Raw genomic sequence first — 15,185 nt, 5'->3', positions numbered from 1 at the left:
GTGATGAAGTTGGAATATAATAGAACTTAGATGCGTCTGAGCACCGCAGCGTAGAAGCCATCGAGGCCCGACGCAAAACCATTAGGCATATCCAGCATTGTAGGAAGTGTGCGGAACTCGCCCAGCGGTGTAATGGCCTGCTCCATGCCGCGCCATTTTGCGGCATCGATCGGCACCCGTTCAACGCCCTTCACATCTTTGAGAACACGGGCCACGACCTCTTCGCCTTCCTGCGGATCGAGCGAGCAGTTGGAAAAGACGAGCACGCCGTCGGGGCTCAGCAGGGTAATAGCATAGCGCAGAAGACGCTCCTGCAGTGCTGCGAGCTTGGCGATATCCTCGACGCCTTTCGTCCAGAGCACGTCGGGATGCCGGCGCGTCGTACCTGTCGAAGAGCACGGCGCATCGAGAAGAATCGCGTCGAAACGCTCCGACGGTTCGAATTTCGTAAGATCCACCGCAATCGTATCAGCTTCGAGGCCAAGCCGCTCCAGATTGGAGCGCAAGCGCTTCAGCCGATTTTCGGACTGGTCGATCGCCGTCACCTTGCCACCGGCAAGGATGAGCTGTGCGGTCTTGCCGCCCGGCGCAGCGCAGAGATCGGCAACACGTTTGCCGCTGAGATCGCCGAAGAGTTTTGCAGGGATGCTGGCAGCCGCATCCTGAACCCACCACTCACCATCTTCAAAACCGGCAAGCGAAGGAATGCTGCCTTCGAACGCGGCAAGTCGCACGCCGCCGGTCGGAAGAACGACGCCATTCAGACGCTCCGCCCAGCCAACCGCATCGGATTTCACGGTGAGATCGATAGCAGCCGGCTCAAGCTGGGATTCGGAAACGGCAAGCGCCGCTTCTCGGCCATAGGCCTTGGTGAGCCGCTCGATAAACCATGCTGGCATCGGCGGAATGTCTGCAATCTCCGCAAGGATTTGCTCCTTCTCGCGGCCGAGACGGCGCAAGATAGCATTGACGAGCTTGGCGAAACGGCGGTTACGCGGATCCTGATTGGCCTGTTCGACCGCAAGATCGACGGCGGAATGATCGGGAACGTCGAGATAGAGAATCTGCGCGGCGCCGACGGCAAGAACATGGTGAAGCGCCCGAGCACCTTCCGGCAACGGCGTTTCGAGCAGCGAGGCAATAGCAGCGTCGATGCGGGGCAGATGCCTGAGCGTGGTGTTGAGGATGGCGCGCACCAGCGCACGATCGCTTTCCCCAAGCGCCTTGTAGGCCGGATTTCCATGCTCGTGATCCAGTGCGCCATCGAGCGGCAGTTTTTTGTCGACGACTGCGGCAAGGATCTTGGCTGCAGCGGCACGCGCCGGCAGGCCGGGTTTTACCGGCGCCGGCGCCGAGCCTTCTGCAGAAGGTTTATGTTTGCGAGCTGGCTTCTTCTTGCCGTCTGAATTCAAGACCAAGGACCCTTTGGCGGTTGCGAGCCACCGCCGCCGGAACCCGTATTCGGAACCGACCGCGATTTGCGTGTCGGATTAGCAGCGCGAACCGGTGCCGTCGAGACGTCGAAGCCTCCCCGTGCCATTTCCTGCAAGGCAGCAATACGATTTTCGGTGTTCGGATGGGTCGAAAACAGGTTGTCCATGCGCTCGCCGGAGAGCGGATTGATGATGAACATATGCGCGGTGGCCGGGTTGCGCTCCGCATCGTAGTTCGGCACATGCGCCGCACCGCGGGCAATCTTGCCGAGTGCGGAAGCCAGCCACAGCGGGTTGCCGCAGATTTCAGCACCTCGCCTATCGGCCGAATATTCGCGCGTACGGCTGATTGCCATCTGCACCAGCATGGCGGCAAGCGGCGCCACGATCATCGCGACGAGCACGCCGACGAAGCCCAGGGGATTGTTGTTATTCTCGCGGTTACCGCCAAAGAAGAAGGCAAAATTGCCGAGCATCGAGATCGCACCGGCAAGCGTGGCGGTGATCGTCATGGTCAGCGTATCGCGGTTCTGGACGTGGGCAAGCTCATGCGCCATCACGCCCACAACCTCTTCTGGCGAGAGGGCGGCAAGCAGGCCGGTCGAGGCCGCGACGGCGGCATTCTCCGGATTGCGGCCGGTCGCAAAGGCATTCGGCTGAGGGCTGTCATAGAGATAGACCTTCGGCATCGGCAGACCGGCATTACGGGCGAGATCGCGCACGATACGGTAAAATTCCGGGGCGTTGCGCTCATCGACCTCCTGCGCCCGATAGGCCGATAGCACCATCCTATCGGCATTCCAATAGGAGAAGAAATTCATGCCGGCAGCAATGATAAAGGCGATCATCATGCCGCCCCGGCCGCCGATCAAAAAGCCGACAAACATGAAAAGCGCCGTCATGAAGGCAAGCAACATGGCAGTACGCACGAGGTTCATCAGAGGTCTCCATCTCCTTGATTGCGGCGCGATGCTTTAAATCCTGGCGCCAACGCACTATGATTTGGTTATTCGCCAGCCATTTTCAATATTTTCAGGCGGGAGTGCAGCATGCAGACGGCCGATAACGATAATGTGGAAACCCCGGTGCCAGAAGGCTCCGAGCAGCCGCGCAAGATGCTTTCCCCTGCCGCCAAGCGTGCGCTGGCCGAAGCCGAGGAGCGCCGCAAAAACGCTAAACCCGTTGAACTGCCGCCGGAGATCGGTGGACGGGGAGGTGCAGAGCCCTCGCGTTTCGGCGACTATGAGATCAACGGCCGTACAATCGATTTTTAGGCAAGTATTCCCATTGACTTCGCGGCGTAATCGGAATTTATTCCTATTATGCTTAAGCTGCTTTCGATTCTTCTGTTGTCTCTTTCGTCTGTGCCGGCCCTCGCGGCACGGGACGAAATCGAAGGACCTATATCGGCGAAGATTATCCGGATCATTGACGGCGATACGCTGCTGGTTGCCGCAACACCCTGGCCGCAGCAGACCATGGAAGTCTATGTCCGCATTCGCGGCATAGACGCGCCCGAAATCCATTCGAAATGCACCGAAATCCGGAAGGCCGGTCTCGAGGCACGAGATGCGCTTGAACAAATGATATCAGGCGTCTCCATTATCCAGCTGAGGGAGATCGCCGGCGACAAATATTTCGGGCGAATTCTCGCCAATGTCACCTTCGCGGATGGGCGCAATCCCGCACAGGATCTTCTTTCGGAAGGACTGGTCCGCGCCTATGACGGCGGCCGCAAGCCGCAGGTTTTCTGCGCGGACGAATAGGGCCGCTCCTGATAGTGGAGCGGCCCTTTGACTCAAGCCGTCGCCTTATTCTGCCGGTTAGCGATCAGATCTTCGACAACGGCCGGATCTGCCAACGTCGAGGTATCGCCAAGCGAACCGAAATCGTCCTCGGCAATTTTGCGCAGGATGCGGCGCATGATCTTGCCCGAACGGGTCTTCGGCAGACCGGGTGCGAACTGGATTTTGTCGGGTGCTGCAATCGGGCCGATTTCGGTACGCACGTGTTTGACAAGCTGCTGGCGCAGTTCGTCTGTGCCCTCATTGCCCGCCATCAGCGTGACGTAGCAATAAATGCCTTGGCCTTTGATCGGGTGTGGATAACCAACAACGGCAGCTTCCGAGACGAGATTGTGCGAGACGAGGGCGGATTCGACTTCCGCGGTGCCGAGACGATGGCCGGAAACGTTTAGAACGTCATCGACGCGGCCGGTGATCCAGTAATAGCCGTCTTCGTCGCGGCGGCAGCCGTCACCGGTGAAATACCGGCCCTTATAGGTGGAGAAATAGGTCTGGATGAAGCGCTCGTGGTCGCCATAGACCGTACGCATCTGGCCCGGCCAGCTGTCGGTGATGCAGAGATTGCCGTCGGCAGCGCCTTCCAGCACCTTGCCCTCATTATCGACGAGCTGCGGCTTGACGCCGAAGAAGGGCTTGGTGGCCGAACCGGGCTTGAGATCGGTCGCGCCCGGCAGCGGCGTGATCATATGGCCGCCGGTTTCCGTCTGCCACCATGTATCGATCACGGGGCAACGCTTGTCGCCGACGACATTGTAATACCATTCCCAGGCTTCCGGATTGATCGGTTCGCCCACCGTGCCGAGCAGGCGCAGGCTCTCGCGCGAAGAGCGGGTAACGAAATGGTCGCCGGCGCCCATGAGCGAGCGGATCGCCGTCGGTGCCGTGTAGAAGATATTGACCTTGTGTTTGTCGATGATTTCCCAGAACCGGCCCTGGTCCGGAAAATTCGGCACGCCTTCGAACATCAGCGTGGTGGCACAGTTCGCGAGCGGTCCGTAGACGATATAGGAGTGACCGGTAACCCAGCCGACGTCGGCCGTGCACCAGTAGACATCGCCCGGGTGATAATCGAAGACATATTCATGCGTCATCGCCGCATAGACGAGATAGCCGCCCGTCGTGTGCAGGACACCCTTCGGTTTGCCCGTCGAGCCTGAGGTATAAAGGATGAAGAGCGGATCTTCGGCCTTCATCTTCACCGGCGGGCATTCAGCCTTCACCTTGGCGATTTCCTGATGGTACCAGAGGTCGCGGCCCGGCGCCCAGCCGGTCTTGCCGCCGGTACGGCGCACGACGAGCACCTTGTTGACCGCCACATACTGACGGGCGGCAATGTGGATGGCCGTATCCGTATTATCCTTCAGCGGCACCGGTTTGCCGCCGCGAATGCCCTCGTCGCAGGTGATGACGAAGGTGGATTCACAGTCGACGATACGGCCAGCCAGCGCTTCCGGCGAGAAGCCACCGAAAACGACGGAATGCACCGCGCCGATGCGGGCGCAGGCGAGCATTGCATAGGCTGCTTCCGGGATCATCGGCATGTAGATGGTGACGCGGTCACCCTTCTTGACGCCATGCTTCTTCAGCACGTTCGCCATGCGGCAGACATGCTCGTAGAGCTCGTTATAGGTGATCTTTTTATCGATATAGGGGTTGTCGCCTTCGAAGATGATGGCGGTCTGGTTGCCGTTCGTCTTCAAGTGGCGATCGATGCAATTATAGGAAACATTGGTCTGGCCATCCTCGAACCACTTGATCGAGACTTTGCCGGTAAAGGACGTGTTCTTGACCTTAGTATAGGGCTTGAACCAGTCGATGCGCTTGCCGTGTTTACCCCAGAACTTATCGGGGTTTTCAATGCTTTCCTCGTACCATTGCTCGTACTTGGCCCGATCGATCAGCGCACGGGTCTTCACCGGTTTGGAAACCGGATAGATCTTCTCCGACATGGGAACTCCTCCTCACAAGGCTATGCAACGGTCGATGGTTTCGACGCAGCGACCGGGACTCGAATTGCGCAATTCATATCAGGTAGTCTGATGACGGCAATTAGACAAAGGTCATTTCATTTCTGAAGAATTGCAATTCTGCGACAGTGCGGTTATATAGCGCCATATTTCCCGGACATTGTGGTGACAATCCACGGACCGCGACCGGCGCGGACGATAGAAGGACTATATCCATGGCTCAACAGCTGCTCATGCCAAAGGCGACTGCCATCTGGCTCGTCGACAATACAGCCCTGTCTTTCGACCAGATCGCTCAGTTTTGCAAACTGCATCCGCTCGAAGTCAAGGCGATTGCCGATGGTGAGGCCGCGCAGGGCATCAAGGGCCTGGACCCGATCGCCACCGGCCAGCTTTCCCGCGATGAAATCGCCCGCGCCGAAGGCAACCCGAACTACAAGCTAAAGCTTTCCGAGCCGAAGGTCCGCGTGCCTGAATCCAAGCGCCGTGGCCCGCGCTATACGCCGGTTTCCAAGCGTCAGGACCGCCCGAACGCGATTCTCTGGCTGGTTCGCAACCATCCGGAACTGAAGGATGCCCAGATCTCGCGTCTCGTCGGCACTACCAAGTCGACGATCGAGCAGATCCGCGAGCGCACCCACTGGAATTCGGCAAACCTGGCACCAATGGACCCGGTTACACTCGGCCTTTGCAGCCAGATCGATCTCGACATGGAAGTGGAAAAGGCATCCAAGGGCCGTCCTCTGCCGACCGCGGCAGAACTCGGTGCAACGCTGCAGTCTGCTCAGGAAACCGAGCGCCTGACGCCGAGCTACGAGCGCGAGGAAGAAAAGGAAATCGACGCCGATGCCGTCTTCCGCAAGCTGAGCTCGCTACGCTCAGCGCCGAAGGACGAGGATGAAGACGATCACTTCTGAGATCGTCATATCCTGAAATGAATAAACCCCGCCGATGGCGGGGTTTTTTGTTGCCGTTCTTCTGCCAGGCGTTAACTGCGGAAGAGCGAGAGAATATTCTGTGCCGAAGAATTCGCGATCGACAGAGACTGGATTGCAAGCTGCTGCTGCGTTTGCAGCGCCGAGAGCTTAGAGGACTCTTCTTCCATGTCGGCGTCGACGAGGCGGCCGACACCCGAGTCGATCGAGTCGGTCAGGGCGCTGACGAAGGTTTCCTGCAACTGTATTCGGGTCGAAATCGAGCCAAGCTGCGAACCTGCATTGGTCATGGCCTGGAGCACGAGCTCGACGCCGGAAAGCGCCCCGTCGAGCTGGCCTTGCGTGAAGTTGGTGATATCGAGCGCGTAAATCGATGGCATTACGATAACGGTGTTGCCATAGGTCCCGTTGAATGCGGTGCCGATGATGCCGCTCGTCGTCTGGATCGTGCCGTTGCTGTTCATGCCGAACAGGACATTACCCAGCGTACCGGCATCGAGAACGTAATCCGTCATCTTGACCGAAACGGCATTGGAACCGTCACGGACGAAAGAGGAGACGACGCTCTTCGTGCCCGAAGCGCCGGCAACCCAGTTTTCACCGGAGAAGGAAGCCGATTGGGCGATGCTCACCAGTTGCTCCTGCAGCTGGTCGAGTTCTTCCTGAATCTTGGTTTTGTCGACGCCCTTTTCCGTGGCGGCGACGATCTTCGCCTTGATTTCCGTGACGACGTCGATGGCGTTGTCCATGGCCGTGTAGGCGGTGTCGACCTTTGCTGCGCCGAGGCCGAGGGCGTCGGAAACCGCGCCGAGAGCCTTGTTGTCCGAACGCATGGTCGTTGCGATCGACCAGTAGGCAGCATTGTCGGCAGCTTTGTCGATCCGATAGCCCGAGGAGACGCGGCCCTGGGTATCCTTGAGGCTGTCATTTACGCCGCGCAGTGTCTGCAGCGCTGCCATAGCAGCGTTGTTGGTGAGGATGCTTGTCATGTTCCGTTTTCCGCAATCAAAGTGAAAGGGGTCATCCGGACAAGTCCGGTAACGGCGACGCTTCATGCAAAACCCGAGAGAGCTGGGTCATTGCCGTTAACGAATGGTTGCGCCCAACATAGTTAATAATTCCTCAATTAGCTTTGCGGAAAATTTAATTTAAGCTCTCGTTAGGGCTTGCGGCGGCAGTCAACCGGCTTTGGAAAGGCGCGAAAAATCGGTAAAAATTATTCAATAATTTAAGTATCTTAGGGGAATGCCGCGAAAGAAGTGCGGTCGGGCATTAACAGGAAAACCGCCCGCTTAAACTTTTTTTCGTATTAATGAATATTATCGCTTTCCAAACAACGGCCACCGGATACCTCTTCGAATCATGAGCAATCCTCTGATTCGAAGAGATTGTTTCCGCCATTTGTTAACGCGTGCCGAAAATCGCCGAGCCGACGCGCACGCTGGTGGCACCGAACGCAATGGCAATCTCGTAGTCACCGGACATGCCCATGGAGAGTTTTTTAACGCCGCACTTTTCTGCGAGCTTGGCGAGCAGGGCGAAATGCGGACCGGGATTTTCATCCGCCGGCGGAATACACATCAGCCCTTCAATGGCAAGGCCGAGTTCATCGCGACAGAAGTTCACGAAAGCTGCCGTATCGCCAGGTGCAATGCCGGCCTTCTGTGGCTCGAGGCCGGTATTGACCTGCACATAGAGACGCAGCGCCTTGCCCTGCCGCTTCATTTCCTCGGCAATGGCGCGCGCGATCTTCTCACGGTCAATGGTCTCGATCACGTCGAAGAGCGCAACCGCTTCGGCAGCCTTGTTGGATTGCAGCGGACCGATGAGGTGCAGCTCGATGCCGGGCGTTTCCGCCTTCAGTTCCGGCCATTTTCCCTGGCTTTCCTGAACGCGGTTTTCTCCGAAGACGCGCTGACCGGCTTCAATCGCCAGGCGAATGGTATCGGCCTCAAAGGTCTTGGAGACCGCCACCAGCTGCACGGAACGTTCCGGACGACCCGTATCCCGCACCGCTGCAGCAATCCTGGACCATACTTCTTTCAACCGCTCTTGAAGTTCCATAGTTCCGTCCCGATAACAGGCATAAATCCATCGGCAATGCACTACTGGGCTGCCGTGGGCTTGCCAAGGCTTCTCTCTGCGAAATCGCCTCATAGCCAAGATCGAACGCGTGAAGCGCCCGCAAAACTTGACGCTTGGTTGGTTTCATGGTGAAGGTCTCGACCAACCTCCCCTGATTTTCCGGAAATTCTGATACATGGCTACCGAACGTTACAATCCGCGCGACGCCGAGCCCCGCTGGCAGCAGAAATGGAACGAGGAAAAGGTCTTCGAGACCGACAACTCCGATCCGCGCGAGAAATATTACGTCCTAGAGATGTTCCCCTATCCGTCGGGCCGCATCCACATGGGCCATGTCCGCAACTACGCCATGGGTGACGTCGTGGCACGCTACAAGCGTGCCCGCGGTTATAACGTCCTCCATCCGATGGGCTGGGACGCTTTCGGCATGCCGGCGGAAAATGCGGCGATGGAGCGCGGCGTACACCCCGCATCCTGGACCTATCAGAACATCGGCTCGATGAAGGCACAGCTGAAGGCAATGGGCCTGTCGCTGGATTGGTCCCGCGAATTCGCCACCTGCGATGTCGAATATTACCAGCAGCAGCAGCATCTTTTCCTGGACTTCCTGGAAAAGGGCCTCGTCTACCGCAAGCAGTCCAAGGTGAACTGGGATCCGGTCGACAACACCGTTCTCGCCAATGAACAGGTCATCGACGGCCGCGGCTGGCGTTCCGGCGCGCTGGTCGAACAGCGCGAACTGACGCAGTGGTTCTTCAAGATCACCGATTTCAGCCAGGATCTGCTGGACGCACTCGATACGCTCGACCAGTGGCCGGAAAAAGTACGGCTGATGCAGAAGAACTGGATTGGCCGCTCTGAAGGCCTCACGATCCGCTGGGAGATCGTCCCGGAAACCGCACCTGCCGGCGAAACCGAAGTGGTGGTCTACACGACCCGTCCCGATACGCTGTTTGGCGCCTCCTTCCTGGCGATCGCCGCTGATCATCCGCTCGCCAAGGAGGCGGCGGGAAGGAATGCTGACATCGAGGCCTTCTGCGAGGAATGCCGCCGCGCTGGTACCTCTCTTGCCGCACTCGAGACGGCTGAGAAAAAGGGCATGGATACCGGCATTCGCGTGAAGCACCCGCTCGATCCTTCCTGGGAGCTGCCGGTCTACGTCGCCAATTTCGTCTTGATGGATTACGGCACGGGCGCCATCTTCGGCTGCCCCTCCGGCGACCAGCGAGACTTGGATTTCGCCCGCAAATATGGTCTGCCGGTCGTGCCGGTCGTCATGCCCGAGGATGGCGATGCCGCAAGCTTCACCATCGGTGATGTCGCCTATGACGGCGAGGGCGTGATGATCAACTCGCGCTTCCTCGATGGCAAGACGGCGGACGAAGCCTTCCAGGTCGTTGCCGACAAACTGTCATCCACTCTGCTGGGCAACGCGCCGCAGGGCGAACGCAAGGTCAATTTCCGCCTGCGTGACTGGGGTATCTCCCGCCAGCGTTACTGGGGCTGCCCCATCCCGGTCATCCATTGCGATGATTGCGGCGTCATACCGGTTCCGAAAAAGGACCTGCCGGTAAAGCTGCCGCAGGATGTGACTTTCGATCAGCCCGGTAATCCGCTGGACCGCCACCCGACCTGGCGACACGTCGCCTGCCCGCAATGCGGCAAGGATGCGCGTCGTGAGACGGACACGATGGACACCTTCGTCGATTCGAGCTGGTACTTCACCCGCTTCACAGCACCTTGGGAGAAGCAGCCGACCGACCCGGCTGCGGCCAACCGCTGGCTGCCGGTAGATCAATATATCGGCGGTATCGAACACGCGATCCTGCATCTGCTCTATTCGCGCTTCTTCACCCGCGCGATGCGCGAGACAGGCCACGTGGACGTCAAGGAGCCTTTCAAGGGTCTCTTCACCCAGGGTATGGTGGTCCACGAAACCTATAGCCGCGGCGCCGGTATGCATCGCGAATGGATTTCCCCCGCCGATATCCGCATCGAGGAGATTGACGGGAAGCGCAGCGCCTATCTGCTGGAAGGCGGAGAAGAAATCACCATCGGCTCGATCGAAAAGATGTCGAAGTCGAAGAAGAACGTCGTGGATCCCGACGATATCATCGCCTCCTATGGAGCCGATACTGCCCGCTTCTTCGTCCTGTCAGACTCTCCGCCCGAGCGCGACGTGATCTGGTCGGAAGCCGGCGTTGAAGGTGCTCATCGCTTCACGCAGCGGCTGTGGCGTCTGATTTCGGAAGCAGCTGAAGTGCTCTCAACCGTGGTACCGAAGCCGGCGAAAGCCGGCGAGGCCCTCGCAATCTCTCAGCTCGCTCATAAGACGCTGAAAGCCGTCCAGAACGACTATGACAGGCTTTGGTTCAACAAGGCGGTCGCCCGCATTTACGAACTCGTCAACGCGCTGGCAGGCCCGCTGACGAAGGTCGCAGCCGGTGAGGGCGATGCAGCCTATCGGGCTGCCATCCGCGATGCGGCTGAGATCCTCATCCAACTCGTCGCGCCGATGACGCCGCATCTGGCTGAGGAATGCTGGGTGACCCTTGGCAACAAGGACCTAATCGCCCATACGACCTGGCCGGATTTTGATGAATCGCTCGTCGTCGAGGACGATGTGATCCTTCCCGTGCAAATCAACGGCAAGAAGCGCGCCGAATTGACAATTTCGCGCGACGCAGATCAGAATGCCGTCACCGAAGCCGTGCTGGAATTGGACGCAGTGAAGAATGTCTTGAACGGTCAAGCACCGAAAAAAATCATCGTGGTTCCACAGAGGATTGTAAACATTGTCGTCTGATTTCGCCCGCAAGCTTGCGCGCCGCGCCGGCATCGTCACGATCCTTGTCTCCACGGCGTTTCTTTCCGCCTGCCAGGTTCGGCCACTTTATTCCGAAAGTACCGGTGTTACCGAAAAGCTCGGCTCCGTCGGCTTTTCCGAAGCAAGTACACGTGTCGGACAGGAAGTTCGCAACCATCTGATCTTCCTGGCTTCTCGCGGAGCCGGTGAAGTCGAGAAGCCGGATTACATGGTTGATATGCAAGTTTCGTCATACGTTGCCGATACTTTGCTTGTTCAGTCCTCGGATACGTCTCGCGCAGGACGCGCGAACGTGACGGTCAGCTATACGTTGCGGACGACGAAGGACAATCAGATCATCAAGGCCGGTAGCCGCTCTGCAATATCTCTAGTTGACTTCCCGAGTCAGGAATTTGCAAAGCAGCGCGCCATCCGTGATGCCGAAAATCGCGCAGCCAATCAGGCGGCCGAATTCGTGGGAGCGGATCTCGCCGCCGCACTCAGCCGCTAAGGGAGCGGTGGCGTGGCGGAAATCAAATCCCATGAGTTCGAAGGGTTTCTGCAGAAATCCGCGCGTCTGTACCGCATCTATCTGATCTATGGTCCAGACCGCGGTCTGGTTTCCGAGCGCGCGGGTATGATCGCTGGAAAGACTGGCATAGATCAGAACGATCCGTTCTCTGTCACCAAGCTTGATGTCGGCGATCTACAGAAAGAGCCTGGCCGGCTGGTTGATGAAGCCCAATCCATCGGTCTTTTCGGCGGTGAAAAGCTGATATGGGTAAGGGGTGCTGCGAACGAGAAATATCTCGTCGATGCTGTCGCATTTCTGTCTGGCGCTTCCCTTGAAGCTGCCAGTATCATCATCGAAGCAGGTGACCTGAAAAAGGGATCTGCCTTACGCAAGACGGTCGAGACTGCGCGTAGCGCAGCAGTTGCCATCCCCTGCTATGCTGACGACGGCCGAGCGCTGAACGCGCTGATCGACAATGAACTTTCCACCGAAGGGTTGGGCATAACGCCTGCTGCCAGGCAAGCTCTCGTCGGACTGATCGGCGGCGACAGAATTGCTTCCAGAAACGAAATTCGCAAACTGGCGCTCTACTGCCGAGGCATGGGAACGATCGATGATCATCACGTTACCGAAATAATCGGGGACGCCAGTGCGATTTCGGTCGATGATGCCGTGGATGCGATATTGAGCGGCAACAGCAACAGTTTCCTGCATGCGATGCAGAAGATCACCAGTTCCAAAACCTCGGTTTTTCTGGTTCTCCAAGCTTGCCTTCGACAATTTCAACTTCTCGATACGATGCGCGCGGAGATGGATGACAAGAGACTGCCGCCCGCGCAAATCATGCAGACGCTGGGCAGACATCTTCATTTCCGCCGCAAGCCGATTATAGAGCAGGCGTTAAAAAGCTGGAGCGCAGGCGCCATCTCGCGTGAAACAAAGCGCCTGCAGGCAGCTGTCCTGCAAACGAGACAGCGTCAGATATTGGAAGACAGTATCGCCATGCAAACGTTGCTCTCCACGACACTGCAGTCGGCAAGACGCCCCCAAGCCTGATCAGCGGCGTTCCAGAAGCCGGCAGACTTCCTCGAGCTGCTCCAGGGATTTGTAGGAGATGCGAATCTGACCGCCACTGGCCTTGTGATTGATGGATACATCAAGTCCGAGCGTATCCGATAGTGTGCGCTCCAAAGCCAGCGTATCGGAATCCTTCTGGCTCTTTTGAACGGGCGCGTGTGGTTCTGACTGAGCCTTGATGTCGTTTTGCGCAAGCTTCTCTGCATCGCGCACCGACATGCCCTTCGAAACAATTGTACGCGCGAGTGCGGAGGGGTCTGATGTCGAAACCAGCGCACGCGCATGCCCCGCGGAAAGGCTTCCAGCAGCCAGCATGTCTCGAACGGGCTCGGGCAGCTTCAACAGGCGCAACGAATTGGCGACATGGCTGCGGCTCTTGCCGATAATCTCACCGAGATCATTTTGGGTATATCCATATTCGGCGATGAGCTGCTCATAGCCAAGCGCCTCTTCGAGCGCATTGAGATCGGAGCGTTGAACGTTCTCAACGATCGCAATTTCCAGCGCCGTCTTGTCATCAACATCCCTGATAATAACAGGGATTTCAATCAAACCCGCGAGTTGGGCTGCCCGCCAACGTCTTTCGCCGGCTATGATTTCATAGCGGTCCCGCGCGAGCGTTCTGGCGACGATTGGCTGCACGATCCCATGCTGGCGGATCGAACTCGCAAGGTCGTGAAGCTCGGCGTCATCGAAGAAACGACGAGGGTTGCGAGGATTGCGAGTGACGAACTCGATAGGGATCATCCGGTCGGCGCTGACCGTAGGCCGCTCCGCCTCGGCCGGAACAGGCTGATCCATTTCACCTATAAGGGCTGCGAGGCCGCGGCCAAGCCGTCTTTTCGATGTATCGTCATTCATGTTCAAAACTCGCTTACTCTGTCATGCACACTTTTAAGCTGCCAGTCTCTGCCGCTCCCGCTGGATAACTTCCGATGCGAGCTGCAGATAGGCTTGGCTGCCGGCGCACTTGAGATCATAGAGAATAGCCGGCTTGCCATATGAGGGCGCTTCTGAAACACGGACATTCCGCGGGATAAGCGTGTGATAGACCTTCTCACCGAGATGAGTCCGCACGTCGTTGACGACCTGCTGCGCTAGATTATTGCGAGCATCGAACATCGTCAGCACGATGCCTTGGATATCGAGCTGCGGATTGACCGTTCGACGGACCTGGTTGACGGTCTCCAGAAGCTGGCTCAAACCTTCAAGCGCGAAGAACTCGCACTGCAGCGGTACCAGCACGGAATGGGCAGCCGCCATCGCATTCATCGTCAGCAAGTTGAAAGAGGGCGGGCAGTCGAGAAGAATGTAAGAAAAAGACACCGCCTCAGAGGAAGACAATGCCTTTTTGAGCTTGAAGACACGATCGCTCTGCTGGGAGATTTCCATCTCGACGCCGAGAAGATCCATCGTCGACGGGACAATAAAGAGATTGGGAACTGCCGTCTCCAACGCGGTCTCAGCGACACCAGCTTCCCCGACCATCAGATCATAAGAGGAAAGCTTACGATTGCGACGGTCAATACCCAAACCAGTGCTTGCATTACCCTGCGGGTCCAGATCGACGATCAGCACCCGCTCGCCGATGGCGGCGAGAGCGGTTGCTAAATTGATTGCGGTGGTCGTCTTGCCGACGCCACCCTTTTGATTTGCGATGGTGATAATCCGATTACGTTCGCCAGCCATTGCCGCAATATCCGTTTCGTTAAACCAGGCGCCGGAGACTTGATATTTCGAGAATTACAGAATCTTGCTCAACAGCGCTATTGTGTTCTAGCAGATCAAAACTCCAGCGGCCATGTGCTTTCTGGATCTCTCGTTGGTAATCCCGGCCTTTATGAAAATATGCGCGATTATTTTCCTTTCCAACCATCCATGGCGCCGCGTATTCAATGAGCTTATCGAGATCGGCCAGCGCACGGGCGGAAATAACATCGCAAGCAGCTATTACTACCGGCGCATCTTCGATCCTGATAGCGTGTACCTCGCCTCGTGCGCCGGTTTCCCGCAAAGCGGTTCGCAGAAATGCCGCCTTCTTATTGTTGCTCTCCACCAAATGAACCCAACCTTGCTGCTGTTCGGCGAGAAAGATCGCGGTGATCACACCGGGAAAACCGCCACCGCTTCCGAGATCGATCCACGTTTGAGGGTGAGGGGAGATCTGAAATATCTGCGCACTATCCGCGATATGCCGGTTCCACATATCGCCCATGGTCGAAGGCGCCACAAGGTTGATCGCCTTGGCCCATTTTGTGAAAAGCTCTGCGAAATATTGCAGGCGTTCTTGTGTTTCACGTGAAACACGCAATCCGTTTAATTCCATTCCCGAAAACTCTCAAACCTTGCAGCGACTATGCGACCTGCCCACGAACACCTTCACCGCGACGCAAGTGCACGAGCAATAGGGAAATCGCCGCTGGCGTCATGCCTTCCACTTTCAGAGCCTGAGCGATGTTAGCAGGCTTTTGTGTGTCGAGCTTATTCTTCAGCTCATTCGAGAGTCCTGATAGACTGCTGTAGTCAAAGCTCTCAGGAATCAAGCGCGCCTCATCTCGCCGCT

The 15,185-nt window shown here is 57.5% G+C and carries 14 protein-coding genes and 1 pseudogene; 6 read left to right on the top strand and 9 right to left on the bottom strand.

Annotation, left to right across the window (positions count from 1 at the left end; genetic code table 11):
- Positions 1 to 26: 26 nt before the first annotated feature.
- Both PMI11_RS29620 and htpX read right to left on the bottom strand, forming a co-directional pair.
- Complete coding sequence (locus PMI11_RS29620) at positions 27 to 1,418, bottom strand: RsmB/NOP family class I SAM-dependent RNA methyltransferase (RefSeq protein WP_037072463.1); 1,392 nt, start codon at positions 1,416 to 1,418, stop codon at positions 27 to 29.
- Complete coding sequence (htpX, locus tag PMI11_RS29615) at positions 1,409 to 2,371, bottom strand: zinc metalloprotease HtpX (protein ID WP_007824745.1); 963 nt, start codon at positions 2,369 to 2,371, stop codon at positions 1,409 to 1,411. Before htpX ends, PMI11_RS29620 begins: the two co-directional genes overlap by 10 nt.
- Positions 2,372 to 2,482: 111 nt before the next feature.
- On the opposite strand from htpX, the gene PMI11_RS29610 reads away from it, so the two are divergent.
- Complete coding sequence (locus tag PMI11_RS29610; RefSeq protein WP_007824743.1) at positions 2,483 to 2,707, top strand: DUF1674 domain-containing protein; 225 nt, start codon at positions 2,483 to 2,485, stop codon at positions 2,705 to 2,707.
- 48 nt (positions 2,708 to 2,755) lie between these two features.
- On the top strand, positions 2,756 to 3,199 hold the full coding sequence (locus tag PMI11_RS29605) for a thermonuclease family protein (protein ID WP_007824741.1): 444 nt from the start codon (positions 2,756 to 2,758) through the stop codon (positions 3,197 to 3,199).
- A gap of 32 nt (positions 3,200 to 3,231) precedes the next feature.
- On the opposite strand, the gene acs is transcribed toward PMI11_RS29605, so the two are convergent.
- Positions 3,232 to 5,187, bottom strand: coding sequence for an acetate--CoA ligase (gene acs / locus PMI11_RS29600; protein WP_007824739.1), 1,956 nt, complete (start codon positions 5,185 to 5,187; stop codon positions 3,232 to 3,234).
- Positions 5,188 to 5,420: 233 nt separating this feature from the next.
- Here acs and PMI11_RS29595 point away from each other — a divergent pair, with 233 nt between their 5' ends.
- Complete coding sequence (locus tag PMI11_RS29595) at positions 5,421 to 6,122, top strand: DUF1013 domain-containing protein (RefSeq protein ID WP_007824737.1); 702 nt, start codon at positions 5,421 to 5,423, stop codon at positions 6,120 to 6,122.
- A gap of 71 nt (positions 6,123 to 6,193) precedes the next feature.
- Here the strand turns inward: PMI11_RS29595 and PMI11_RS29590 are convergent, their stop codons facing one another.
- Both PMI11_RS29590 and PMI11_RS29585 read right to left on the bottom strand, forming a co-directional pair.
- Positions 6,194 to 7,129: a flagellin N-terminal helical domain-containing protein gene (locus PMI11_RS29590; RefSeq protein ID WP_007824736.1), complete on the bottom strand. Its 936-nt coding sequence runs from the start codon at positions 7,127 to 7,129 to the stop codon at positions 6,194 to 6,196.
- Positions 7,130 to 7,544: 415 nt separating this feature from the next.
- Complete coding sequence (locus PMI11_RS29585; protein WP_007824735.1) at positions 7,545 to 8,204, bottom strand: YggS family pyridoxal phosphate-dependent enzyme; 660 nt, start codon at positions 8,202 to 8,204, stop codon at positions 7,545 to 7,547.
- A 196-nt stretch (positions 8,205 to 8,400) separates the two neighbouring features.
- Between PMI11_RS29585 and leuS the strand changes: the two genes are divergently transcribed.
- The 3 genes from leuS to holA are packed head-to-tail and all read left to right on the top strand — an operon-like array spanning position 8,401 to position 12,601.
- The gene (gene leuS, locus PMI11_RS29580) at positions 8,401 to 11,031 is read left to right on the top strand and encodes a leucine--tRNA ligase (RefSeq protein ID WP_007824734.1); all 2,631 of its coding nucleotides are present in this window, start codon (positions 8,401 to 8,403) and stop codon (positions 11,029 to 11,031) included.
- Positions 11,021 to 11,542 carry an LPS assembly lipoprotein LptE gene (lptE, locus tag PMI11_RS29575; protein ID WP_007824733.1) on the top strand — a complete coding sequence of 174 codons (522 nt, stop codon included), beginning with the start codon at positions 11,021 to 11,023 and terminating at the stop codon, positions 11,540 to 11,542. The genes leuS and lptE overlap by 11 nt, the downstream gene beginning before the upstream one ends.
- A 12-nt stretch (positions 11,543 to 11,554) precedes the next feature.
- Entirely contained in the window at positions 11,555 to 12,601 is a 1,047-nt protein-coding gene (gene holA / locus PMI11_RS29570) for a DNA polymerase III subunit delta (RefSeq protein WP_007824730.1), read from the top strand.
- Here holA and PMI11_RS29565 read toward each other — a convergent pair whose 3' ends face one another.
- The 4 genes and pseudogenes from PMI11_RS29565 to PMI11_RS29550 all read right to left on the bottom strand — a co-directional run.
- Complete coding sequence (locus PMI11_RS29565) at positions 12,602 to 13,483, bottom strand: ParB/RepB/Spo0J family partition protein (protein ID WP_007824729.1); 882 nt, start codon at positions 13,481 to 13,483, stop codon at positions 12,602 to 12,604. It abuts the gene before it with no gap.
- A 33-nt stretch (positions 13,484 to 13,516) separates the two neighbouring features.
- Positions 13,517 to 14,311 carry a ParA family protein gene (locus PMI11_RS29560; RefSeq protein ID WP_007824726.1) on the bottom strand — a complete coding sequence of 265 codons (795 nt, stop codon included), beginning with the start codon at positions 14,309 to 14,311 and terminating at the stop codon, positions 13,517 to 13,519.
- 19 nt (positions 14,312 to 14,330) lie between these two features.
- Positions 14,331 to 14,948, bottom strand: coding sequence for a 16S rRNA (guanine(527)-N(7))-methyltransferase RsmG (gene rsmG / locus PMI11_RS29555; RefSeq protein WP_007824724.1), 618 nt, complete (start codon positions 14,946 to 14,948; stop codon positions 14,331 to 14,333).
- A 28-nt stretch (positions 14,949 to 14,976) separates the two neighbouring features.
- Positions 14,977 to 15,185: pseudogene (locus PMI11_RS29550) on the bottom strand (tRNA uridine-5-carboxymethylaminomethyl(34) synthesis enzyme MnmG); the annotation flags it as partial.

The organism is Rhizobium sp. CF142, assembly GCF_000281145.1.
Taxonomy (GTDB): Bacteria; Pseudomonadota; Alphaproteobacteria; order Rhizobiales; family Rhizobiaceae; genus Rhizobium.
Note: the sequence above shows the minus strand (reverse complement) of the source record. Positions and strands in the feature narration are given on the sequence as shown.

Excerpts from the sequence above, each read along its gene's own strand:
- htpX (WP_007824745.1), bottom strand. The coding sequence starts at position 2,371 with ATGAACCTCGTGCGTACTGCCATGTTGCTTGCCTTCATGACGGCGCTT.
- PMI11_RS29610 (WP_007824743.1), top strand. The coding sequence starts at position 2,483 with ATGCAGACGGCCGATAACGATAATGTGGAAACCCCGGTGCCAGAAGGC.
- PMI11_RS29605 (WP_007824741.1), top strand. The coding sequence starts at position 2,756 with ATGCTTAAGCTGCTTTCGATTCTTCTGTTGTCTCTTTCGTCTGTGCCG.
- acs (WP_007824739.1), bottom strand. The coding sequence starts at position 5,187 with ATGTCGGAGAAGATCTATCCGGTTTCCAAACCGGTGAAGACCCGTGCG.
- PMI11_RS29595 (WP_007824737.1), top strand. The coding sequence starts at position 5,421 with ATGGCTCAACAGCTGCTCATGCCAAAGGCGACTGCCATCTGGCTCGTC.
- PMI11_RS29590 (WP_007824736.1), bottom strand. The coding sequence starts at position 7,129 with ATGACAAGCATCCTCACCAACAACGCTGCTATGGCAGCGCTGCAGACA.
- PMI11_RS29585 (WP_007824735.1), bottom strand. The coding sequence starts at position 8,204 with ATGGAACTTCAAGAGCGGTTGAAAGAAGTATGGTCCAGGATTGCTGCA.
- leuS (WP_007824734.1), top strand. The coding sequence starts at position 8,401 with ATGGCTACCGAACGTTACAATCCGCGCGACGCCGAGCCCCGCTGGCAG.
- PMI11_RS29565 (WP_007824729.1), bottom strand. The coding sequence starts at position 13,483 with ATGAATGACGATACATCGAAAAGACGGCTTGGCCGCGGCCTCGCAGCC.
- PMI11_RS29560 (WP_007824726.1), bottom strand. The coding sequence starts at position 14,311 with ATGGCTGGCGAACGTAATCGGATTATCACCATCGCAAATCAAAAGGGT.
- rsmG (WP_007824724.1), bottom strand. The coding sequence starts at position 14,948 with ATGGAATTAAACGGATTGCGTGTTTCACGTGAAACACAAGAACGCCTG.